Raw genomic sequence first — 22,817 nt, 5'->3', positions numbered from 1 at the left:
GTTCATGTCGCCGCCCGCTGGTAGCGCTAGCATTGGAGCCCGCCGCGCCGCTCTCATGGAAGGAGCCGATATGCCTCATGGATTTTCCCCTGGATACGCCGCTGTCATTTACGCCTGCGACGAGCTGCACTTCGAGATGCCGTCGCTGCGCACCGAGTACGCCGATGACAGCAGATTGATGGCCGTGTGGCGCTCGGCGGCGAATGCGATCCTCGCCATGGCCTCGGAGCTCGACGTCGGCTACAGCGAGCGCGACGCGTTCCTGTACGCGGTGGACCGCTGCGAAGAAATGCTGGAGTCCGTCGGGCTGCCGAGGCTGGGCGAAGCGGTGTATCTGCATGCCCACCCCACCCGCGTCTCCCGCCCGAGAGCCGAATTTCAAGACTGTGCCTGATGCATTTGCGGCCCGGCCGCGAATCACGAGCGTTACGCTCCATGCAGTTCAAGCGCGCTCGCTATCGGCCATTAGCGGTCATCGCAGGATGAGCTTGCAGCGGGGCTGCGGCTCCGTCGCCACGCGCGGTTAGCGTCTTCGTCGGCGTGCTCGACGGCACGCTCGCCAGAAAAGCGCAGCCGCTCGAGGTGGGGCGCGGTGCCGGCGGCTATCTCCGAAGGGCTCCCGACAGGCTCGGATCCAGGCTCTCCTCGAATCGCATTGCCCGCGGCTGAAGCCCGGGAGATCGTGCGGTCGGTGCACCGCCTGTGGACGCCCGCGTTCGTACAGTGGGTGCGCTCCTCTGCACGGTAGCGCTATGACCTCCCTCGACATCAGCTGTTCCGATCATCTGGCGGCCGTCCTCGACAACATTGCATCCGGGTACGCTCTGCTGCACGTGTTGTTCGACGACACCGGCCGGCCCGTGGACTGGCGTTACGTGAGGATTAACGCGCGATTCGAGGCCCACACAGGACGTACCGACCCCACCGGCCGCCTGATGAGTGAGCTGTTTCCGGACCTCGAGAATCTCTGGCTCGAGCGCTTCGGAGAAGTCGTTCGCACGGGAGTCGCCGCCCAGTTCGAACAGCACTCGGATGTACTGAAGCAGACCTTCGAGGTCACTGCGTTCCCGATCAAGCCGCGGGAATCGTCGTTGATAGGACTGCTATTCAATGACGTGACCCTGCCCTCCTGCCCGCCGCCCACTGTCGGCCAGACGTGGGCCCCGCCCGAAAGCCCACGCCTCGCGCCCGCTCACGACGGCAGGGCGACACCTTCGTTATCGATCGCAGGCGGCACTCGTGCACTGCGCGCGGGTAAAGCTGCCAAGAGGCCAACAAGCGTGCTCGCATCGACCGGCTTGACGAGGTGATGGTCGAAGCCTGCGCTCGCCGTACGCCTGCGGTCGTCCTCATGCCCATAGCCGGTCACTGCGATCAGGATTGCATCGCCAGTGGCCGGGTTGCAGCGCAACTCACGCGCCATGTCGTGACCATCCATACCCGGCAATCCGATGTCCAGCAGGCAAGCATCCGGTGGCTCGTCAATCGCCCGCTTCAGCCCTTCGACCGCGTCGTGCGCCACGACCGCCGTATGACCCGACGCCTCGACGAGCACCGCCATCATCATTGCCGCATCCCGGTTGTCATCGACGATCAGCACGTGCAGCGGCTGCCCGACGGTGATGGACCCGCTGCCGGTCAAAGCCGGGGCAGGTTTTGCTATGTCGATGTACGGCAAGCGGACAGTGAACTCACTTCCGGCGCCCACCCCACCGCTGCGCACGGAAACCGAGCCGCCATGCAGTTCAACCAGTCGCTTGACCAGCGCAAGCCCGATGCCGAGTCCGCCCTGTGCGCGGTCGGGGGTACGTTCGGCCTGAGCGAACAGATCGAATGCGCGATCGGCAACGTCGGGCAGCATGCCGATCCCGTTATCCGCCACGCTGACGAGTACCTGCGTTCCCGAAACCTCGGCCGTCACTGAGATGCGTCCGCCATCGGGCGTGTACTTCGCCGCATTGTTCAGGACGTTCGCAAACACCTGAACCAGGCGTTTCTCGTCGCCCGACACGTGGAGCCCCTCGGTCCTGAGCTGCAGGGAGAGCTCATGCGCGCGCGCTTCGACCATTGGACGCGCCTGTTCAATTGCGTCCGCAAGCACGTCTCTTATGTCGACCTCCTGCATGTCCAGGCTCACCAGGCCCTGTGTGACCCGGGAGACGTCAAGCAGATCGTTCACGAGACTGGTCAGGTGGTTGACCTGCCGCGAGATGATCGCATTCGTTGTGATTACACGGGTCACGTCCGATGGCGCCATGGACTGGATATCCGCTGCTGCACGGATCGGTGCCAGCGGGTTGCGCAGTTCGTGTGCAAGCATGGCAAGGAACTGGTCTTTGCGCTCGTCCGCCGCCCGCAGCGCGGCCTCGGCACGCACGCGTTCGACCGCCGTCCATACACGGTCGGCCGCCTCTTTCAGCAGATCGATCTCGGCAGGCGACCAGGTCTTCGGTGTCGAGGTACCGACGAACATGCACGCCACGGACGGGCCTTGCCGCGTCAACGGCACCACGACTGCCGCATGCACCTTGAGCGCTTCAAAGCTCGACCACGTTTCCGGGCCGCCCGTTCGCGGATCGCACGAAAGATCGTCGCTGACCCAGATCCCGCCTTGCTCGATGACTTCGACATCGCCTGCGTGGAAACCCACCGCAACCGGGTCAGCAGACAGGTCCACGGCTACGCCATCCACGTAGTCGGAGTGGAAGCTGAACTTCTTCTGGTGACGGTGGTATTCGCCATACGCGACGCGTCTCGCCTGGAAGTGTTCTCCGATCAGCGCAGCCGAGCGCAGGAATATTTCGGCCGCGTCGTGGAGAGGGCGCAGGCGGTCAGCAAGCTGCAGCTGCAAAGCGCTCCAGCGTCGCGCCTGCGCAAGTTCGTCCAGCTTCTCGGCCAGCGCACGCCGGGCGAGAAGGCCCGCCGTGACATCGTGCCCCTGGCAGAAGATCCCGATGACGCACCCGTCGGGACCAAAAATGGGCTGATAGAGAAGATCTACGAAGCGCTCCTCGAGCGGCCCGGTACGGTCGCGCTGGATCGCGACCCGCCTTTCTGACAGGACGATCGGCCGCCCGGTCTCCAGCACCTCCGCAAAGAGCTCCTCGAACCCCTGGCCTTCCAATTCCGGCAGCGCCTGCATGACCGGCTGACCCAGGATGTCACGGTGGCCGACGAGCTGGTAATACGCTTCGTTGACCGTATCGAATACGCACTCGTTACCCATCAGCACCGCGATGAAGCCCGGTGCCTGGTTGAACAGCGTCTGCAACTGGTTTCGCTCGACGCTGAGGATGCGCGTCATCGCCTCGTGCAATTGCGGTTGGCTGAGTTCAGTCGGATCCGGGACGGCATCGATCTGCTGGCGCAGAAAGTACAGACGACTCGCGGGATCGAAGCGGTACAGGTCGGTGACATCGATGGCGTTCTGCGCCACGAACAGCACGTTGCCGCCATCGTCCAGCACCGGGGTGTGGACCGCGCTCCAGTAGCGCTCGTCGAAGACCTCGCCGTCCGCCGTATCGCGCGGGACCGCGTATCGCAGCAGCGGGCTGGTGTGTGCCTTGCGCGACGAAACGGCGATGTCGATCGACCGGGCAACTTCCCGCGTGTTGGTGGATGCGGGGTCGTCGGGATTGGCCGGAAACGCCGTGAACAGATGCTGCCCGACAATATCCTGCGCGGCGCGCCCCGTTGCCGCCAGGTACGCCGGGTTCGCGTGAAGGATGGTGTAGTCCGTCGCCATCAGCAGGTACGGATAAGGCGACGCCCTGAACAAGGCGGCGAAGTCCGGGGCGCGACTCATGCACGCGTCCGCTTCGCGGATGCGTTCCGCCGGCGCCGGGTCGCAATCGTTCGCTGCATCGGGAGCGGTGCGCGACTGCAATGCCTGCTGATCCGTGAGGAAGATGTCCGCGTTACGCGCAGGACGGAACAGCGAGCGGCGCTCGGTGCGCAGGCGCAGAAGGTCCATGAGCCCCGTCATGCTCAGGTTGCCTGACGCATGCTCCAGCGCAGGCGCGCCCGGTGCGGCGCCGCCCGTTGCGCTCACGTCCTGATCGTCGCGATGCCGTTCGCCTGGCGCTTTCAGCGCCGGTTGCGGTTCGGCCGGTTGCGGGCGGAAATGCAGCTCGTGATTCAGCATCGAGCTGTGGGGCTCGGCCCAGCATGTGACGCGTTCGAGCACGGCAATGCGATCGTGCTCGGGCACGGCGACATACCCATCCCTGGCAATCGCAAACAGCGAATCGTCACTGAGACACGCGACGTCGAAGCGAGCGTCGCCGACGAAATAGCAGATCGGGTGCCTCGGCGGCGGCCATGCGCTGCGCGAATCATCCGCAACGATCCATAGTCTTCCGTCGCGGCCCAGGCTCTCGTAGATTTTCGCCTCCAGTCTCGTCGCAGCCGGCCCATGGCATGGCTCTTCGAGGTTGAGGTCGAACGCCTGCTGCGGTGACGGGTCCGGGTGGGCCTGGGCGGATCTGCTGGTTGCGACGAGCTGGAGGGCGACTTCAAGAGCGGCCCAGCTCTCGTGCGTGACGCACGCAAAGCCGTGCAAGCGGATCTGCGAAGCGATCACGTCGCCGAGTTGGTCGGGATCGATCTCGCACGCATCGATCGATGCATTCGGCTCGCCATCACCACGGCCGGATGCGGCCAGGAAGTGCTGGGGCACGACGAGAAGCGCGCTGTCGGCGCGACGGAAGATAAGAAATTTCATGATGCGGCCACCTGAGGATTCAGTTGGTGGCGTAGGTCGCGGGCATTGCCAGTGCGGCGGGAAGCTACGTACAAGGAGCCTCAGGGGACGAGCCGCCTGACGCTACGCCTCCTCCGGAGGTGGACGCGGTGCACGAAACAACGCGATGGGACCACCGTACTCCCTATTTGGTCCGGCGCCTGATGTTTCGGCATGGCGGTCGGTGCGACTGCACGAGCTGTTCATCGAGGTAGGGCAGCAGGGCGGTATCCAAGGCGCGTTGGCCAAACTTCCACATAGGCGTAAGCGAAGCCCCAGTCCAGCGGGGTGAACGTCGCCCCGCTGCGAACAACTCATCCGTCGTGACGCTGTGGTCGTGCAGCATGTACGCGATCAGATCAGGCCGCCGTAGCACGATCCCGGCAGCCGAACGCCCAATGGCCGCTAACGCCAGCGTCCTCGCGATCCAGTTGGCAGCCGCGCTGCGGCGAACCACCCAGTCGGCGTCGTCGCGGCCTAGCGGCAACGCCCGGCAACAGCCGCGCTTGTCTATTCGGTGGGCGCGTTGGGGTTGAGCAGGTCCTGTCCGCCGCGCTCCTCATGGTCCGCGTCGACCTGATCAAGGATGTCGGTCGTTTTGCGCGTGTCCATCGACATTGCCTCCGCGCGCCTTGGCTTGGACGGCTCGTCGGCTGGGTCGGCGCGAACGGCGGCCGACGTCTGCGCCGCTTCCACCCCTGGGCGGATCTGATAGGTCGGGTACGGCATGTCGACGCCCGCGTCATCCATGGCTTCTTTGACGATCCTGATGGCTTCGCTCTGGACGAGGAGAAACTCGTGAGTGCGTTGATCCACCCAGGCGAGAAACCGGGCCTGCACCGCCCAGTCACCGAGTGCAATCATCCGCACGCGCGGCGGCGGTGTGTCCACCACGCCGGGGACCGATGCAAGGGCTTTGATTCCGATCTCGCGAACGTGCCCCAAGTCTTCCTGCATGCCAATGCCGATATCAAACTGCAGGCGGCGCAGCGGGTTTCGCGTGTAGTTGAGGATGACGTTGCTGAAGACCTTCGCATTGGGGATGCGCAGATGATTTCCGTCGAGCGTCATGAGGATCGTGGCTCGAGAAGTCAGCGCGACCACGACGCCCTCGTTGCCGTCGATCTCGACCAGGTCGCGTGGCCCGAAAGGCTGCCGGAGGCTCAACAGGATACCGGCGAGGTAGTTCTCAAGAATGTCCTTGAATGCGAATCCGAGCGCCACGCCGAGTACGCCCGCAGTTCCGAGCGCGGCGCCCACCAGCTTCGTCGCTCCAAGAATCTCAAGCGCAACAAGGATGCCAATGGCGGTGACCGCCCAGCGGACGCTCGAGCGCACGAGGTCCTGCAGAAACGGGTGGTGACGCCCCGCGCGGGCGAAGAACGCCCGACGCGATACCCAACCTCCGACCATCCAGGCGATCCAGACCACGAGCGCTGCGACAACGAACAGAGGCAGCAGCGCCAGGAAGCGCTCGGCTTTGACGGCTAGGCGCGCGAGGACAGACTCGAGGTTCACGGTCACAGCCGCGGTGGACATAGGAGGGCTCCGTCGGGAATGAACACGACAATAGAGCGCGGCGCGTCATCGTCGCCTCATCGCTCCAGGCGTCCACGCTCGCGAGCGCCCTGTGCCCGCTCGATGCCCTTGCTCCTGTCACAAGCAACCATCTGCCCTCGACCACTCATGAGGCCATACGTCAGTAGCAATACGGCCGCAGCGGCACGGCGCAGCCCCGATGTTTGGCGGTGGACGTCTTCCTTTGGCGGGAAGCGGACCCTGCTAATTGAGGGCTTACGGACCTAGTAGAGCCGGCCCGAATCGCGGTTCAGAAGATCCACTGCGCTGGTCACGCTGGCTGCTAACGCCACAGGAGGACGGTGGGCTTGGACTCCAGCTCCCGCTCGATGCTGGCCAGACACTCGCGCTTGGGGCTGACGAGATAGCTCGCGCTGCTGTGGCGCAGGATGGGCAGATCGCTTCGGTGATCGGTGTACACCGACGCCCATGGCGGGAAAAAACCGCGCTCCTGGAGCATCAAGAGCTTGTCGTCACCATGGCAGTACGGATCACGGGCCAGGCCGCCGGCATGCGAGCGCAGGCACGTGCCGATAAGCGGAACGTTGTCCAAGCCGGCGTGCCTGAGAAACGCGCGCGCGAGCGGCTTTGGACTCCCGGTGGCGATCACGACGCGATGCCCCTGGTGCAAATGCTCGCGCAGCCGGTCCACTGCGGCATCAAGAAAGATCGACGCAGGGTCGTCTGAAAGCGATGCGATGTGTTCCTGCACCAGCTGCGGGACCGCTGACGCCCGTACCCCGAGCGTGCCAGCCCAGATCCAGAACAAGCCGAACCACTTGCGGCTCAGCGTTGCCAGCGCCAGTACAGCCAGCCCAGGCGCTGCCACTACGACCAGCCCGAGTCTCCAAGGCTGACGCAAGACGAGCCAACGGTAGAAGCGCCGGGCATTGTCCACCTTGGTGAGCGTTAGGTCGAAATCAAAAACCACTACCGGTGCATCAATCGTCATGGCGTGCCAACTGCTTCTCGCAACTCGGGGGCGCGGACCGCACAGCCTTGGGGCAGTGCTACGCCTTCCGGGGCCATGCTCACCCGCGGCCCGCTTCCCGGCCGTGATGGTCTGCTTGGCGGCAGCTCAGGCTGGAAGATCCCGGTCCTTGGTGCTCGATGGAATCTTCGGTTGAGCTTTGCCAGCTCAGCGCAGGTGGCATGAGCTGCGAGTGCTGACGCACGGCGGCTGACATGCCGCCAGTTCGCCGCGACTCAAGCTGGCAGGGCAGGCAGGACGACAGACGGCGCCCTACCAGCCCTGGCGCACGCCACGTTCAGGTCGCCGCCCGCTGGTAGCGCTAGCATTGCAGCCCGCTGCGCCGCTCTCATGGAAGGAGCCGATATGCCTCATGGATTTTCCCCTGGATACGCCGCTGTCATTTACGCCTGCGACGAGCTGCACTTCGAGATGCCGTCGCTGCGCACCGAGTACGCCGATGACAGCAGATTGATGGCCGTGTGGCGCTCGGCGGCGAATGCGATCCTCGCCATGGCCTCGGAGCTCGACGTGGGCTACAGCGAGCGCGACGCGTTCCTGTACGCCGTGGACCGCTGCGAAGAGATGCTGGAGTCCGTCGGGCTGCCGAGGCTGGGCGAAGCGGTGTATCTGCATGCCCACCCCACCCGCGTCTCCCGCCCGAGAGCCGAATTTCGAGACTGTGCCTGACGCGTTTGCGGCGCGGCCGCGAACTACGAGCATTACGCTCCATGCCGTTCAAGCGCGTCCGCTATCGGCCCGAAGCAGATGTCGGCTGGTCACTGCCAGCAGGCGGTCATCACCAAGCCAGACCCCGACGCAGAAGCCCGAGCGCATGCTCGAGGGTTTGGATCACCGTTCAACCGAGCACGCACCGATGGTCAGGGACTATTCCGACGTCCTTTTCCAGCGCGCATGCTCAGCAAGTAACTGAGCCAAAGCTACTTGGTCCAGCGGCTTGGCAAAATGATCGTCAAACCCCGCCTGGATTGCCCGATCGCGATCCTCAGGTTGTCCGTACCCGGTCACCGCGACCAGAGTCAGCCGCCGCCAGATGGGATGCATGCGGATCGCTCGGGCAAGTTCATACCCGTCCAACTCGGGCATGCCCACATCAAGCAGGCAGATATCGGGCCTCTCCACGTCGATGCGCTTCAGTGCGTCGGCCGGACGGCCCTCGATGACGGCTTCGTACCCCATTGCCTCGACCAGCATGCCAAGCATCTCGGCGGCGTCGTCGTTGTCGTCAACGATCAGCACCTTCAGGCGCTCACCCGCACCACCCTACTGCTCGGCCGCAAGTGACAGCAGCGTTTTCGCGTCCCTCCCGCCCGCGGCCCGAGGCAGCGATACGCTGAAGCGGCTGCCCTTGCCGATGCCGGGGCTCTCAGCACGAACGGTTCCTCCGTGCAGCCCAACGATGCTGCGCACAAGGGAGAGACCTATCCCCAGTCCACCGCCGGCGCGCTCTGACGTTCGCTCACCTTGCACAAAGAGGTCGAAGCATTGCTTGAGCAGCTCAGGCGACATGCCCGGCCCCGTATCTGACACCGAGACCTCGACCGTTTCCTGCTCCACGCGCATTGACACCGTGATGCTGCCGCCCTCGGGCGTGTACTTGGCTGCATTGGTGAGCAGGTTGCTAAACGTCTGCACCAGTCGTTTCGGATCGCCATCGACCAAAGCCGCCAGCGGCGGCGCGTCCAGAGTGAACTCATGCCCTCGCGCCTTAAGAAGGGGACGCACCTGCTCGATGGATTCGAGCAATACCTGATGAAGGTCGACCTCCGACAGGTTGAGGTTGACCTCTCCTCGCGTCACCCTCGATACGTCGAGCAAATCGTCCACCAGACCCGTCATGTGGCGCACCTGACGCGCAATGACCGCGCCAGTTTTCTTCACGCGCTCGGCGTCGCCGCTGACCATCTCCAACAGGCTGGCGCCTGCCGCGATGGGTGCCAGCGGGTTGCGCAGCTCATGTGCCAACATGGCCAGAAACTCATCTTTTCGCCGACTTACGCTGGCAAGCTCCTGATCGACGAGCCGCGCCTGCGTGACGTCGCGAAACAGCACCCCCAGGCGCGTGCTGTCCTCGGCGCCGTAGCGGAAGGCGAAGCAGTCATACCACTTGCCTTGCGAAGCCACCTCCTGTGTAAATCGGGCGCTGTGGCCCGTGCTCATGACCTGGCCGAATGTTTCGATCCAGCTGCGTTCGATGTCCGGCAGAACCTCCCTGATAGTGCGGCCGAGTACGCCTGTTTGCCCGCTCTGAGCCTCGAACGCTCAGTTGATCGCCAGGAAACGAAAGTCGTAAGCGCGTCCTTCGTCATAGAGGGTCTCGAATACAGCAAAGCCCTCGTCCATGGACTCGACCAGCGACTTGTCGGCAATCACCTTTTCCGTGGTTTCCGTGCCGACGCAGAAAACACCCTGGACGCGTCCCGACTCGTCACGCAGAGGGGTGTAGGAGTACGTGAACCAGCCGATCGGGCGCGTTGGTCGCCCAGCAATCGGAATGGCCTGATCTTCGAAGTAAAGCGACTTCCCGGCCATGACCTCTTCCATCAGAGGTCGGAAGTCTTCCCAGATCTCGCTCCACACCCGTCCGAACGGCTGGCCGAGCGCCCACTCCTGCTTCTCGCCCAGGATGGGGAGGCTGGCATCATTGAATAGGAGGAGTAGGTCCGAGCCCCAGTACAGCCACATCGAGTGGGGATTGGCGAGCATGAGGTCGACCGCGGTTTTTACGCTCTGGGGCCAACGCTCAATCGGTCCTAGAGGCGTTGAGCCCCAGTCAAACTGCCGAATACGTGCACCCATCCTTCCGCCGTCTACAGGCCAGTCCATCTTACGTCCAGCTAATACCGAGGATTTACACCTTAGCGGACGCGAGACCCACTCGCCGTCAAAGGCAGAACCGCAAGTACGTCTCTCGAGACGCCGATAGCCGATGCGGGGCGCAGTGTCCGTTCTGGTCGCTAACGGACACCAATCAACTACCGCCAGCAGGCTGCTCAACCTTAGCGAGAGCCGGAATAACGCGACCGCCGAGCGCACCAGCGGGGCTTGGCCGTGTGACTTCGGAGGCCTTACCTTGAGGGGATGAATTCCCCGCCGCTTTCGCTCACCAATCCTCTCTCCAGCCGGACCCTCCTGGCCCTGACGGAGGCGATGGAGCACGCATTCGATGCTTCTGCCTGGGCAAGACTGGGCGCGGAACTCGAGATGCCGCAACTGGCCGACCCCGAGTTACGGCTGCAGCAATCACTGCGGTTCGGCGATGACGACTACGGCTACTGTGTCGCGCAGTTCGTGAGGCATCTTGAAGCCGAAAGGCCCGCTGATCTTCGCGACCTGGCTAACCGCTCCGAGATAAAGGCCTGGCTGGATTCCAATGCACCCGGTGCGGCTCAGGAGCTGGGGCTGGGGTTGGACCAACGTCATGCCACTGCTCCCGTTGAATCGGCGCCTGCGAGCACGGCCGTAGAGCACGCGCTGATGGACGCGCATCACGTGCTTGACTCAAGTGAACCCGTGAATTGCATCCACCCATCCCACGATGCGCTTCATGGCTATTTGTTCGACGTCGCTTCCCAAGCGAACCTGACAGTTGCCCGCGATGCAACCGTCGCCGAGCTCTACTGGTCGCTGATCAACGGCCATCCGGCCTTTGCTGCGCAGACTCAGCCAAGCCCCCAGGTCGTCCATGTACTGGCGTCATTAGCCGCAGCCGTGACTGCCCTCAGCACGGTTAGAGGCGACGCTACGACCGTCGATGCCAATCAAACAACGCCGGAAGGTCCAGAGGCCGTGCTTATGGCTGATCTGGTGCGGACTGTCTTCAACTACGTGAGACGGCGACTGGAAGCGGTTGGATAATCTGGGCGTAGAGTTCAGGTTGATCACGAGTGGCGATCGCCGCTGATTGCTTCGTTGCACCTGACCATGCCTGCTGTCGGCCACGCGTAGACGCAGGCTGCACACCCGAAGCGCAGCTATCGCGCGACTCCGAACAAGCAGCTGGCCGGGGCCGCGATGCACGGGCTCCCCATTGCTGCGGCTGCCGTCATCGGTGTCCTTGATTCAGCGGTAACGGGCTGTTTGCGAGGTTGAGCGCCCAACCGATCAAGGACTCCCATGGGCATCATCGACTTCGTAAAGGGCGCCGGCGAAAAGATCTTCAAGCCGGGCGAATCGCGGCGCGAAACCGCCATAGAAAAACATCTGGCCGGTTATGGCATTACCGGTATCGCCGTCGAAGTGGATAGTGACAAGGCAACGCTGACCGGCACCGCGAAGGACATGGCAACCCGTGAAAAAGCCGTCCTGATCGCGGGCAACATCGATGGCATCGGCAGCGTCGACGACCGGATCCGCGTGGTGCGATCCGTAGCGTCCCCCACCCAGCGGGCGGCTCAACCGCCTGCGCCTGCAGCCGCACCATCGCCCGCTCCTGCGGCCGCGCCTGCTGCGCCAGCGGCCGGAAGTGCAGCCGGTGGCACGGCTACGGCAGCTGATGCCGGTGAGAAGTGGAGCTCACGCACCTACACGGTGAAGTCCGGCGACACGCTGTCGAAAATCGCCAAGGAGATGTATGGCGATGCGGGCAAGTACCCGCAGATTTTCGAAGCGAACAAGCCGATGCTGAAAGACCCGGACAAGATCTACCCGGGCCAGGTGCTGAGGATTCCGGCGGAGCAGTAAGCCTGAACGGCAAACGCTGCTCTGCTGCAGTCGGGCATACACGTCATGCGGTGGATCGGGGCCAGAGGTCGCGGGCAACTGCTCGATGGCCCCAGCCAGAGCCTTGACGCATACCTCCTGTACTGCCGATCAACCAGCCAAGAGCCATCCACTCCATGCGGTGACCTGCACGGGGTGGATGGCTCTTTCAGGGTGACTGGCAGGCGGGGCTGTTTTCGCGCTGGCCGGCTTTAGAACAGACCAGCAGGAGGCCTGCCCTGTTGCGCGCCTTTGCCCTGCGTCGCTGACGGCAGCCCCCCGACCAGATCTCTGAAGTCGACCTGTCCGTCGCGGTTACGGTCGAGTACCGCACCGAGCAGGCCGCCGCCCAAGCCGCCGCGACGGGTGATCTGCTCTTCCTCACGCTGCAACTCGCGCCCCAGCACCTGCGGGGCAGGCTCCGCGCTCGCTTCGTTGCCCGCCTTGCGTTTGTCGTAGACACGCTTCGCAAGGTAGGCCATCACGACAGGGGCGAGGATCTTCAGCAACATCTGAGCTTTGTCGGGCGGCAGGCCGGTCGCCGATCCGAGCCCGGTGGCAGCGTTGTCGCGGCGCTCGCCGAAGATATGGCCCAGGATCTTCTGCCCCTGGCCGCCGCCGCCCAGCGCAGCGCCCAGCACCGAAGAAATATCGTTGCCGGTGTGGTCACGCTCCAGCGCGCCAGCCAGAGCGTGCGCGTTCGCGGGCTGCTGGGCATTGCGTCCAAGCGAGCCCACCAGCAGCGGAAGCGCCGCCGTAACGGCCTGCTGGGTCTGCGCAGGGCTTAAGCCGAGTTGGCGGGAGATCCGGTCGAGCGGTTGGCCTTGAAGTTCACTCAAAAGGCCGTCGGTAATGGGCGTCATCAGCACACTCTCCGTAAAGAGTTTGGATGCTAGAAGCGCGATGCGTCGACCCGAGTGAAAGCAACCGTGAGATTTCGTAATCCGAACGACCGCGTCCAGAGGGCAGCACAGACGTTGACCTCGGCCAGCAGCTCCAGGTGTTCGGGCTCATGGGTTACGAATGGCGTCGCCGATGACGGATGTGGCTCCGCGTGCCGATCAGCCGCGACCTTGAGGATCTTCACAGCATCCATACGGAGCGAGCGCTCAGATGCCGCCCCGGCTTACTCAAGAAGCAACGATGCCCACGGCAGTTCACTACGTCGGCGGTCCCAAGGACGGCGACAACGAAGTGTTGCGAAGCCGCCCACCCGAAACGCATCTCGTGACCATCGGCCACGGGTACCGCTCGGTTGTGTACTGGCTGTTCCTCATTCCAGTCGACGAGCAACGCGCTCTGTTCGTGTACGCGATCAGCGGAATGCCGGTCGACACTATTGCAACGCTGGTAAGGCAGCGCCTGGCCTCGGGCGAGGTGACCATGGCTCGTGCGTTGCCGGCGACCACATTGGCGGCTTGACCGCGCGGTAGCCATCCACGGCCCGGCAATGGACGCCGTGATTACGCTCTCGCTTTGACGGACGTGCGCCGGGAGTTTGCGGCTATACGCGCGCTCGAGCGCCAAGCAGCTGCGAGCGCGAGCGCATTACGGATCGCTGATCGGGACGACATGCTCGAGCACGCCCTCGGCAAACGGATCGTGTTCGACCTCGGCCGTCGATCCGTCGCCGGGTGCGTTGCTCACGGGCTTAGCTTCATGAATTTGCCGGGGGCATCGGGATTCGGAATGAACCACGCCGGATTTCCCTGCGCGTCCCGACCCAGGCGCGCGTCGGGTCGTGGCGGTTGCCGAAGGTCGTACGTCGCAACCCCCACGCGCTTGGTGGCGCCGGCGTCAGCCTGCCCTGCTTGATTCGGGCGCTGCGTTGCTTCGCCCTCCTCCTTGCGCAGCGCCGCAGCCAGCGCGGCGGGCGTGGGATGGGCGAGGACGGTGGTGACTGCAACGCGGCTCGCACCGGTCGTGTTGATCCGTGCGGCGTCCATGCGACGGATGCGCTCGACCATCCAGATCGCCTGCACAGAATCGCCGCCCAGTTCGAAGAAGCTATCCAAGCGACCGACGCCGTCGATCCGCAACACCTCACCGAACAACTCGCACAGGCCCTGCTCCAGCGCGTCGCGTCCGGCCTCGTGCTGCGAAGACAGCGTCGGACGATCGCGTCCTGGCGCCGGCAATGCAGTCCGGTCAAGCTTGCCGTTGGGGGTCACGGGCATCGCGTCCATGCGGACGAAATTCGCGGGCACCATGTAGTCCGGCAACGTCGCGGATAGATGCTCGCGCAGGTCACTCGCAGAAGGCAGCGGGCCGTTCGGCACCACATACGCCACGAGCTTCCGCTCACCGGGGACGTCTTCGCGTGCGACGACCACCGCATTGCCCACCGCCGGATGGCGAGCAAGCGTTGCCTCGATTTCGCCAAGCTCCACGCGAAACCCGCGGATCTTCACCTGGAAATCGTTGCGACCCACGTACTCCAGCGTCCCGTCCGCGCGCCAGCGACCCAGGTCGCCCGTGCGGTACATCCGTGCATCCGGATCGGGCGCGAACGGGTCACGCACGAAGCGCTCCGCGGTGAGGTCCGGGCGGTTCCGGTACCCGCGCGCCACACCCGCGCCACCAATGCAGATCTCGCCCACCACGCCCAGCGGCGCGAGCTGCCCGGCTGCGTCCAGCACGTAGATGCAGGTGTTGCCTATCGGTCGGCCGATCGACGGGCGATCTTCCCAGCACTCCGAATCAGGCGGCAGCAGCAGCGTGCTGGCGACATGGGTCTCGGTCGGACCGTAGTGGTTGTGCAGCCGGCGACCTGTCGAGGCGACGAAGGCTGCACGGATTGCCGGACTGGCCAGAAGCTGCTCGCCGGCGGTCACGACGTCGGTCAGATGGTCGAGCGCGCCTTCGACCTGTTGCGCCGCCGCCACCAGGCCCTGCAGTGCGACGAACGGCAGGAAGATCGTCTCGACCTTCGAGTCGCGGATGAACTCCGCCAGCCTGACCGGATCGCGGCGTATCGACTCATCCAGCAGGCGAAGCGTCCCACCCGATGTAAGCGTGCTGAAGATCTCCTGGAACGCGACGTCGAACCCGAGCGCCGAGAACTGCAGCACGTGCCGGGTGCTGATGCCCGAGTGGCGAGCCTGCCAGCCGAGCAGATTCACCAGTGCCCGATGAGGCATCTCGACACCCTTTGGCACGCCGGTCGAACCCGACGTGTAAAGGACATAGGCCAGATGTGTTGTCGTCAGGCCAAGAGCACTGGCGACAGGATTGTGGTCCGGCGCCGTCGCCGGCTGCTCGGCTTCGGCGCCACCCAGCTCGATCGTCGGCAGCCCGGCAATCGTCGCAAGCGCGCTTCGCACCAGCTCACGCTGGTCCACGTGGCTCACCAACGCCGCAGGTGCGCTGTCTTCCAGCATGTACACCAGCCGATCCATCGGCACGGCCGGGTCCAGCGGCACGTACGCACCGCCGGCCTTGAGGATGCCCAGAAGGCCGATGACCATTTCAAGGCTGCGTTCCATGCAGACCGCCACCCGGTCGTCGGGCCGGACGCCCAGCTCGATCAACCGATGTGCCAGCCGGTTCGCCCGGCAATTGAGCTCGCCGTAAGTCAGCGTCCGGTCTTGATACACAACCGCGATCGCAGCGGGATCGGCCTGTACCTGCTGCTCGAACAGCTGGTGGACCAGCTGCTCACGCGGGTACGCGGCCACGGCGTCGTTGAACGCCACCAGCAGCTGGCGCCGCTGCTCCGCATCGAGCAGGGGCAACGCGCTGACCCGTTGGTGGTCGTCGGCCACCATTGCCTCGAGCAGCGTCACCAGGTGCCGGCTCCAGCGCTCGATCGTCTGTGCATCGAACAGGTCGCTCGCGTAATGCAGCCGGCCCGCCAACTCGTCGCCCGCCGCGCTCAGCGACAGCGTCAGGTCGGGATGCGAAGTCATGTGCGTCGTTTCCACTGCCGACAGCGCCAGCCCCGGCAGTTCTGCCGCGTCGCCGCCAGGCGTGTCGTCGAGCAACAGCATGGCCCGGAACACCGGGCTGTGGTCCCGGCTGCGCGCCGACTGCAGCGCTTTCGCTGCCTGCTTGGACGGCGCGTCCTGGTGCAGCGTTGTCGTCCTGACCTGCGCCAGCAGCTCGGCCACGCTCGACGCGCCCTGCGGGCTTATCCGCAACGTGGGCGTATCGGAGAGGGCCCCGATCAGCGATTCGCTCTCCACGCGCTGGTGGTTCGCCACCCGCGTGCCGATCGCGACCTCGTCCTGGCCGCCCAGCCGCGACATCAACACCGACCAGCCCGCCAGCACCGTCGTGAACAACGTGGTGCCATGGCGCTGCGACAACCCGCGCAGCCCATTGGCCAGTTCCGGCGATAGCACGAACGGCACGCTGCCGCCCGCATGGCTGCGCACTGCAGCACGTGGCCGGTCAGTCGGCAGCTCCAGCAGCGTCATCAGAGCAATCATCGATTCCGCCTGACCCTCCGGTGCCGCGTGCGCCTCGGAGGCAAGCGCCCTGCTGTGGGGCACAGGTCCGCTACTCATGTGGGAAATCCTGCGGCAGGTCGCCGACCGCTCGTGATCCGTGAGCCCGCGTTTCTTAGGCGGGCCAACGACGCCACCGTCGGGCTCGTGGCCCCGACCGTTGTGCGGGACCACACCTGGCCGCGGAGACTCCGCTGAGGTTGGTCTGCATAGGCGTTGTGCCGGCAATCGCGGCGGTGGCACCCGGCGCCGGCCGAGCGCCCGGGGTCATGGACGTGCTTGATGATCTGCATTCAATTGAATCCGTTGTCGCGCAGCCGGCCGCGCGGCACTGCTACGTTCTGCTGTCTGCCCGGGCTAACGCCGCCATGTAGCTCAGACGGACAGCGGTGCGCTTGGAGAAATTAAGGGGTGTTCATCGAAGCCCGTGGGCGCATTCCACCGCTCGTCGACGCGGCGTACAGCCCGAGCGTTAAACGCCCCAGCTCAAACTGGAGGTCGCTTGAACATAAACAGACCCTCCTTTCCATGCTTGCCTGCAACGACAGTAAAACCGGCGACCACGTGACACCACGTAGATCGTGATCGGCAACACGTTCAAACGGCGTCATGCCTGCGAGCTCAAGCCCAGCCGCACGATCGGCCAGGTCGACCCCATCGATAGCCTCGCGGGCAGATTCGGCTATCTGCTTTGGCCTGGTAGCGGGCGTGCGCCTTGCTGCGTGGCCAACGTTCGTTTTTCGCTAGCAGTGGACCTCTACCCTCAGCCGGTGACTTCAACACCGGGCCGGGCGCGCGTGAGAAGGCCCGGTGCTGGCCGTGGCCGGGGCCCGAGTCAGCGGCGGGACACGCGGTGCGCCCGGCATCCACCGCAAGGCGCCTTGCCTGATCCGGTGACCGGCACTAGTCGAGACAACCCATCCGTGAGCGAAGCAGTTGCGCCTGGCGGCGACTGACCTCCACTTTGGATCCGTCGACCAGCGTCGCTATAAAGCCTGTTCCTACGTCAGGCTCGATGGATCGAACTGCATCCAGCCGCAGGATGACGCTGCGGTTTGCCCGGAAGAAATACGCGGGTTCGAGACGTTGTTCGATCCGCGTCAGCGAGCTGAGGATGTAGGCCTTCCCATGCGGGGTGTACACCGCCGCATGGTTGCCGACACTTTCGAATCGATCCACCTCGTGCAGCCGTACGATCCGCGACACCTCACCGAACTTCAGCAGTAGGCCATGGTCGTACGGCAACCGCGGCGTATCGCCCGCACGCTTCGGCGCAACGCGTTCGAGACTGCGGGCCAGACGCTCGGCGACTACCGGTTTGACGAGGTAATCCACCGCGTTGAGCCCAAACGCATCGATGGCGTAGCTGTCGTACGCGGTGCAGAAGATGATCTGCACGCGGCCCTCCAGCTGCGCGGCAAGCGCCAGCCCGGACATGCCCGGCATCTGAATGTCGATAAAGACCAGATCGGGCTCGGTCTGCGCGAAGCACTTCAGCCCTTCCTCGGCGTTTGCGGCCTCACCGACGATCTCGACGTCGGCATGCGCCTGCAGGAGACGGCGCAGCTCGGCGCGCGCCATGCGCTCGTCGTCAACGATCAGCGCCCGGATCATGCGGCCATCTCCACACGTACGCAGAACTCCTCAGCTTCCGAGCAAGGGATAACGGCTGCGATCGCACCATGGCCCAGAGCAAGGCGTTCCCTGAGATTGGCAAGGCCCGTGCCGGTGCTGTGCGTGGCCCGGCCGGCCCCGACCGTATTGGTGACTTCGAGCCACCAGCCCGGGCCGCCCGTTCGCGCACGGATGGTCAGCCGCCCGCCATCGACGTTCGGCGCGACCCCGTGCTTGATCGCATTCTCCACGAGGGTCAGCAGCGTCAGGCTGGGCAGGCGCCTGTGCATGCAGTCCTCTGCCAGGTCGACATGCAGTCGCAGGCGCGATTCCAGGCGGATCGCTTCGAGGTCTAGATAGCGCCTGGCCAGCTGCCACTCTTCGGCCAACGTCTGTTCGGTGCGCGACTCGTGGCTGAGGTGAAACCGGAACAGCTCGGACAGCTGGGTAATCAGTTCGGCAGCGCGGTCGCGATCCTCGAAGATCATTCCACGAATGCTATTGAATGCATTGAACAGGAAATGCGGGCTGAGCTGGTAGGTCAGCTGTCGCATACGGGCTTCGCGCACCTGCCGCTCCAGCTGCCGCCGACTCTGCAGCGCTTTCGCGGCAATGTAGAGCAGCGCCCAGATGAAAAGCTCGCCGAATCGGTCCAGCACGGCCATCAGCCGGGAGTAGCGTTCGGTCAGATCGATCTCGATCCGCCGACTCGACGTGTTGATCACGATCGAGTCGAGCGATTCGGACGCGCCGTGGGAAGCCGGCCCGGCGAACGGTAATTCAAGCGCCACCATCAGGAGCGCGAGGGCCGCTATGGCGGCGAGCAGGAACAGCCATTCGCGTGTACGCCGCGCTCGGCTGACGAACCACAGCTGGAGGGCAGGACGGAGGAATGCATGGGTGGCGAGGAAGAACATCACCGCGCTGCCGATCGCGGGCACCGTCAGCATGAGCTTGAACGGCTGCGGCAGGTTACCGAACGATGTGACCAGCAGCGGTGGGACCAGCGTCCCGAGCGCAATGGCGGCCTGAATTGTCCAGTACGCAGGACTCGCGTGCAGCAGCAGGTGGCCCCAGGCCGCGCGTAACGACGTCGGATGGATCATGGATGTGCGCCCGCCGTTCCTGCTGGGTCCTGTCGACGCCGATGATTATCGTCAGGAAACAAGTTGTGCCGGGATGCTGGTCGGGAAGGCTGACCTGGCCTTCCCGGTCAGTTGCGCGCGATAAGGCCGGTCGAACGCAACGATGGCGACCACCATCAGGCCAAGCGCAGCGAATCCGCCTGCGCCGGTGACGCCGAAAAGCGCATGGCTGCCTGGGGCAAAGACGACTGCGAGGCCCACAGTGCCGTTTATCAGCCCGTGAAGCACGCAGGACGACCAGATGCTTCTGCTGCGGCTGCGGGTCCAGTCGAAGAGGAAGGCCAGCAAAATGCAGAGAATGACCATCATGCCGATGCCGGCCGCCGGATATCCAGGGTAGTTGTGGCCCATGGCCACCAGCGGCGCATGCCACAGCCCCCAGGCCGTGCCGGTGAAGAGCACCCGCGAGTATCCGTTCCAGTGGGCCGTGCGCTGCCACAGGTAACCGCGCCAGCCGAGCTCCTCGCCGAGCATGAAAGGCAGGTTCACGGTCACCGCCGCAACCAGGGCTACGAGCAGCGCACCGACCAGCACGGCCCATCCAGGAATGTTTTCGAGAAGCGCACGCAGAACTGCCGCCCTCTCGCCGCCACTGGCCAACGCGGAAGACACCTGTTCGGATGTCACGCTCACCTGCCCGAAACCCTCGAACCCGAGGGCCGCGGCGAGCAGGTGGGTCACGAGCAGATAGAGCGGGACGATTGCCGTGCCGACTGCAGCTGTCCAGAAGACGATGCTCCAGCGTGTCGCTTTCAATGAGATGCCGAGGCCGCTCCAGCTCTCTCTGTCGAGCACAAGCTGCTGGATGACTGCGGCTAGCGCCGGGCAAAGCATGCACAGCGCGGCGAGCGCGATGTAGCCCGGGGATCGAATGCTGGTCACTCCGAGCAGGTACCCAGCGCCGACCACCAGCCACGTAAACCCGAAGGTCAGCCCGAGAAACGAAGTGATGCGTCGGTCGTACTTGCTCTCGAGCGAGGTCGAGCTCCCGCGCCGGCCTGGGCTCGCGCCAAGGAGAGCAGATTCAAGCGGTTCGCCAGCTCTCGTGTTTTCCATCATCCGTCACCGAAGTTGCCGAACTCCATTCTTGGCCTTCGCTCATGCAGGCGGGCAGGGAATGTGATTTCCGGTCACAGCCTCCAGTCGGCCGGTGGCCTGGCGGGACAAGCGGTTCGAGCCGGCGCGCGGTCGTGGCCGGTGAACCAGACCTGGCGTTCCTGGCGCGCGCTTTGGGTCGGTAGCGAGCACCTTCCTTAGCCACCAGCCCGACATCCACTAACGGCCGAACGCCGACGTCGAACCCAGCGGGTCGCACGCCGGCCAATGCCCCTGAGCACTAGCGTCTTCAATCGCCCAGCGCAGAGTTGCGGCGATAGTCGGCGCTCGTCTTCCCAGCCGCCTAAGCAAGCTCGCCGCTTCGACGTAGGCCAACCAGCGCCAGGAAAGGCTCGCACCAATCCATACGTCGTATTGTTTTGTACGTCGTATGGTATTCTTCACCCATGCCAAACACTCCAGCCGACCGTCGCAGCCGCAAGCGTGAGCAGACGGCCTCGCACCTGAGCGCCACCGCTTTCAGACTGTTTGAGTTCTACGGCTACGCGGCCGTTTCGATGGAACAGATCGCCGACGAGGCCGATGTCGCGAAAGCCACGCTTTACAACTACTTCCCGGTCAAGGAAGCCCTCCTCGCACACCGCTTTCGTGAGGACATCAGGGCCGGCATGGCCGAGCGCGAGGCCGTGCTCGACGCATACCAGTCCTTTGAAGCACGCATGCGCTATCTGCTGAGCGAATCGGCTGCCTGGCATGCTGCGCGGAAGCCCTACTTGCCTCACTACTTGCGGTTCCTTACCAGCCAAGCCTGTTATGGCGACGAGCCCGCCGGCGAATGCACATCGAGCAGTGACAGCAGGCAGATCCTGACCCTGATGTTCGACGCTGCCCAGCAGTCTGGCGAGATCGACACCCGCCAGCCCGCCGCGCAGATCGCGTGGAGCTTCGAGTACCTGCTCTTTGCTGCCATTGCTGCCTGGCTCACCGACCCCAGCACCGACCTGACGAAGCGATTTCTGGACGCGTTCGATCTGACGATGCAGGGCATCGCCGCCCGGCCAAACACAACTTCATCCAGATCGTGTGCCAAAGGAACCAAATAGTGGCCATCAATCCGAGCATGGACGCCCCACCCGCTGTAAAAGCGCCACTGGGCCTGCCGCTACTCACCTATATCCAACAAGACCCGCTTGGCGCGGCCAGTCATTTCCAGCGCCGGCTTGGTGACGTCGCGCGATTGAACATCCTGTTTCGCCGCATCTACTACTTCTTCAGCCCCGAGGCCGCCCGCCAGATCCTCGTCGACCACCAGGCGGATTTCACGCGCGAAGCCCGCCTGCTGAAAATATTCGAATCCTTTCAGGGCAAGAACGTCCTGACCACGGAAGGCGCCGACTGGGAGCGACAGCGGCGAATCCTGGCCCCCGGCTTCTCGCCCAAGCGCATCTCGGGCTACATAAACCTGATGCGTGCCGCTATACACGACAGTGTCCGCGAAGAGCTCCCTGCGGTACGGGGAGGCAGCGCAATTGTCGATGTCGATGCGCTGACAACATGCATCACGATGGACGTCATCCTTCGCACGCTGTTCTCCCAGCCGACGACGCGAACCGAGGCAAACCGCGTTTCAACCGCTATCCGCGCGCTGACAAGACAAAGCATGCGTGAGGTGTTCTGGGCTTTCATCCCACCCGAATGGATGCCCTATCCAGGTCGTGCGGAAAAGAGAAAGCATCTGCGGGTCATCAACACGCTGATCGCTACCCAGGTCGACGCACGGAAGAGCGGCGTGACCTCTTCCGGCAGCAGCCAGGATGTGCTCGAGATGCTGTTGGCGGCACGCGACGACCAGCCGACGTCAGCCAGCGCAACCCTCACGTCCAAGGAAATCCACGACAACTGCGTCCTGCTCTTCAGCGCCGGCTTCGACACCGCCTCTTCCGCGCTTACCTGGTGGATCGGGCTGATGGCGACGCACCCTGAGGTGGTTGCGAGGTTGCGCGACGAAATAGGTGCTGCCAGCGCCGGCGCATCACCCATAGAAAGCGTGGCGCGCCTGCCCTATCTGAATGCGACGATAAAAGAGGCCATGCGGCTTTACCCCCCGTCCACAGCACTGTTCACCCGCGTCGCGCTTCGGGACGTCGTCATCGGTGACACGCCTGTCAAAAAGGGCACGCTCGTCGTGATCCCCATCTGGCATTTGCACCGCGACCCACGATCATTCGACGAGCCTGGGGCCTTCCGTCCCGAGCGCTTCATGCCCGGTGCTCCGGCCATCCCTCGCAGCGCTTATCTCGCTTTCGGCGCGGGGCCGCACTTCTGCCTGGGGCAGCACTTTGCCACCATCGAAATGGCGTTGATCGCTGCGCACATCGTCCAGAATTTCGATCTGTCGATGGAAGACGGCGCCGTCCTGCCTGAGCCCGTTGTCGATATCGCGCTGAAACCGAAGACACCGCTACGCGTCCGGTTTACACGTCGGTAGGAAGAGCGGCTCAACAGTCAACCCCGCCAGGCGGGATCGCGGAGCGAGCAGCTAG

At 64.3% G+C, this 22,817-nt stretch carries 19 protein-coding genes; 8 read left to right on the top strand and 11 right to left on the bottom strand.

Going from position 1 to position 22,817, the window contains the following annotated elements; all coding sequences use genetic code 11:
* The first annotated feature begins 70 nt into the window (after positions 1–70).
* Positions 71–394, top strand: coding sequence for an outer membrane protein assembly factor BamD (locus tag ACFFGH_RS17275; RefSeq protein ID WP_386670520.1), 324 nt, complete (start codon positions 71–73; stop codon positions 392–394).
* 358 nt (positions 395–752) lie between these two features.
* Positions 753–1,310 carry a hypothetical protein gene (locus ACFFGH_RS17270; protein WP_386670518.1) on the top strand — a complete coding sequence of 186 codons (558 nt, stop codon included), beginning with the start codon at positions 753–755 and terminating at the stop codon, positions 1,308–1,310.
* Here ACFFGH_RS17270 and ACFFGH_RS17265 read toward each other — a convergent pair.
* From ACFFGH_RS17265 to ACFFGH_RS17255, 3 genes are all read right to left on the bottom strand, one after another.
* The gene (locus tag ACFFGH_RS17265) at positions 1,193–4,723 is read right to left on the bottom strand and encodes a hybrid sensor histidine kinase/response regulator (RefSeq protein ID WP_386670516.1); all 3,531 of its coding nucleotides are present in this window, start codon (positions 4,721–4,723) and stop codon (positions 1,193–1,195) included. The two genes, ACFFGH_RS17270 and ACFFGH_RS17265, sit on opposite strands and share 118 nt — an antisense overlap.
* Before the next feature lie 528 nt (positions 4,724–5,251).
* Complete coding sequence (locus ACFFGH_RS17260; protein ID WP_386670514.1) at positions 5,252–6,280, bottom strand: mechanosensitive ion channel family protein; 1,029 nt, start codon at positions 6,278–6,280, stop codon at positions 5,252–5,254.
* A gap of 322 nt (positions 6,281–6,602) precedes the next feature.
* The gene (locus tag ACFFGH_RS17255; RefSeq protein ID WP_386670512.1) at positions 6,603–7,271 is read right to left on the bottom strand and encodes an HAD family hydrolase; all 669 of its coding nucleotides are present in this window, start codon (positions 7,269–7,271) and stop codon (positions 6,603–6,605) included.
* Positions 7,272–7,655: 384 nt separating this feature from the next.
* Here ACFFGH_RS17255 and ACFFGH_RS17250 point away from each other — a divergent pair, with 384 nt between their 5' ends.
* Complete coding sequence (locus tag ACFFGH_RS17250) at positions 7,656–7,979, top strand: outer membrane protein assembly factor BamD (protein ID WP_386670510.1); 324 nt, start codon at positions 7,656–7,658, stop codon at positions 7,977–7,979.
* 198 nt (positions 7,980–8,177) lie between these two features.
* Here ACFFGH_RS17250 and ACFFGH_RS17245 read toward each other — a convergent pair whose 3' ends face one another.
* The 3 genes from ACFFGH_RS17245 to ACFFGH_RS17235 all read right to left on the bottom strand — a co-directional run bounded on the left by ACFFGH_RS17245 (position 8,178) and on the right by ACFFGH_RS17235 (position 10,016).
* Positions 8,178–8,549, bottom strand: a complete 372-nt coding sequence (locus tag ACFFGH_RS17245) for a response regulator (RefSeq protein WP_386670508.1) — start codon at positions 8,547–8,549, stop codon at positions 8,178–8,180.
* 24 nt (positions 8,550–8,573) lie between these two features.
* A complete protein-coding gene (locus ACFFGH_RS17240; RefSeq protein WP_386670506.1) occupies positions 8,574–9,470 on the bottom strand; it encodes a sensor histidine kinase in 897 nt (298 codons plus the stop codon).
* 102 nt (positions 9,471–9,572) lie between these two features.
* Positions 9,573–10,016 carry a PAS domain-containing protein gene (locus tag ACFFGH_RS17235; RefSeq protein ID WP_386670505.1) on the bottom strand — a complete coding sequence of 148 codons (444 nt, stop codon included), beginning with the start codon at positions 10,014–10,016 and terminating at the stop codon, positions 9,573–9,575.
* Between the two features lie 375 nt (positions 10,017–10,391).
* Between ACFFGH_RS17235 and ACFFGH_RS17230 the strand changes: the two genes are divergently transcribed.
* The gene (locus tag ACFFGH_RS17230) at positions 10,392–11,168 is read left to right on the top strand and encodes an abortive infection family protein (protein WP_386670504.1); all 777 of its coding nucleotides are present in this window, start codon (positions 10,392–10,394) and stop codon (positions 11,166–11,168) included.
* A gap of 258 nt (positions 11,169–11,426) precedes the next feature.
* Positions 11,427–11,993 carry a LysM and BON domain-containing protein gene (locus ACFFGH_RS17225; RefSeq protein WP_386670502.1) on the top strand — a complete coding sequence of 189 codons (567 nt, stop codon included), beginning with the start codon at positions 11,427–11,429 and terminating at the stop codon, positions 11,991–11,993.
* A 230-nt stretch (positions 11,994–12,223) separates the two neighbouring features.
* Here the strand turns inward: ACFFGH_RS17225 and ACFFGH_RS17220 are convergent, their stop codons facing one another.
* Positions 12,224–12,874, bottom strand: a complete 651-nt coding sequence (locus ACFFGH_RS17220) for a DUF937 domain-containing protein (protein ID WP_386670500.1) — start codon at positions 12,872–12,874, stop codon at positions 12,224–12,226.
* Between the two features lie 280 nt (positions 12,875–13,154).
* Between ACFFGH_RS17220 and ACFFGH_RS17215 the strand changes: the two genes are divergently transcribed.
* Positions 13,155–13,433 carry a hypothetical protein gene (locus tag ACFFGH_RS17215; protein ID WP_386670499.1) on the top strand — a complete coding sequence of 93 codons (279 nt, stop codon included), beginning with the start codon at positions 13,155–13,157 and terminating at the stop codon, positions 13,431–13,433.
* Positions 13,434–13,654: 221 nt separating this feature from the next.
* Here ACFFGH_RS17215 and ACFFGH_RS17210 read toward each other — a convergent pair whose 3' ends face one another.
* From ACFFGH_RS17210 to ACFFGH_RS17195, 4 genes are all read right to left on the bottom strand, one after another.
* Positions 13,655–16,519: a non-ribosomal peptide synthetase gene (locus ACFFGH_RS17210; RefSeq protein ID WP_386670497.1), complete on the bottom strand. Its 2,865-nt coding sequence runs from the start codon at positions 16,517–16,519 to the stop codon at positions 13,655–13,657.
* Positions 16,520–17,362: 843 nt separating this feature from the next.
* Positions 17,363–18,073 carry a LytR/AlgR family response regulator transcription factor gene (locus ACFFGH_RS17205; protein ID WP_386670495.1) on the bottom strand — a complete coding sequence of 237 codons (711 nt, stop codon included), beginning with the start codon at positions 18,071–18,073 and terminating at the stop codon, positions 17,363–17,365.
* Complete coding sequence (locus ACFFGH_RS17200; protein ID WP_386670493.1) at positions 18,070–19,179, bottom strand: sensor histidine kinase; 1,110 nt, start codon at positions 19,177–19,179, stop codon at positions 18,070–18,072. The genes ACFFGH_RS17205 and ACFFGH_RS17200 overlap by 4 nt, the downstream gene beginning before the upstream one ends.
* 51 nt (positions 19,180–19,230) lie before the next feature.
* Positions 19,231–20,274 (bottom strand): CPBP family glutamic-type intramembrane protease, encoded by a 1,044-nt coding sequence (locus ACFFGH_RS17195; RefSeq protein WP_386670491.1) that lies wholly within the window; start codon positions 20,272–20,274, stop codon positions 19,231–19,233.
* A 446-nt stretch (positions 20,275–20,720) separates the two neighbouring features.
* On the opposite strand from ACFFGH_RS17195, the gene ACFFGH_RS17190 reads away from it, so the two are divergent.
* Together ACFFGH_RS17190 and ACFFGH_RS17185 are read left to right on the top strand one after the other, a co-directional pair.
* Positions 20,721–21,377: a TetR/AcrR family transcriptional regulator gene (locus ACFFGH_RS17190; RefSeq protein ID WP_386670489.1), complete on the top strand. Its 657-nt coding sequence runs from the start codon at positions 20,721–20,723 to the stop codon at positions 21,375–21,377.
* Positions 21,377–22,762 carry a cytochrome P450 gene (locus ACFFGH_RS17185; protein ID WP_386670488.1) on the top strand — a complete coding sequence of 462 codons (1,386 nt, stop codon included), beginning with the start codon at positions 21,377–21,379 and terminating at the stop codon, positions 22,760–22,762. Before ACFFGH_RS17190 ends, ACFFGH_RS17185 begins: the two co-directional genes overlap by 1 nt.
* Positions 22,763–22,817: the final 55 nt, after the last annotated feature.

This window comes from Lysobacter korlensis, from assembly GCF_042434515.1.
The sequence above is the reverse complement of the archived record's forward strand: the minus strand, read 5'-3'. Positions and strand labels throughout refer to the sequence as shown.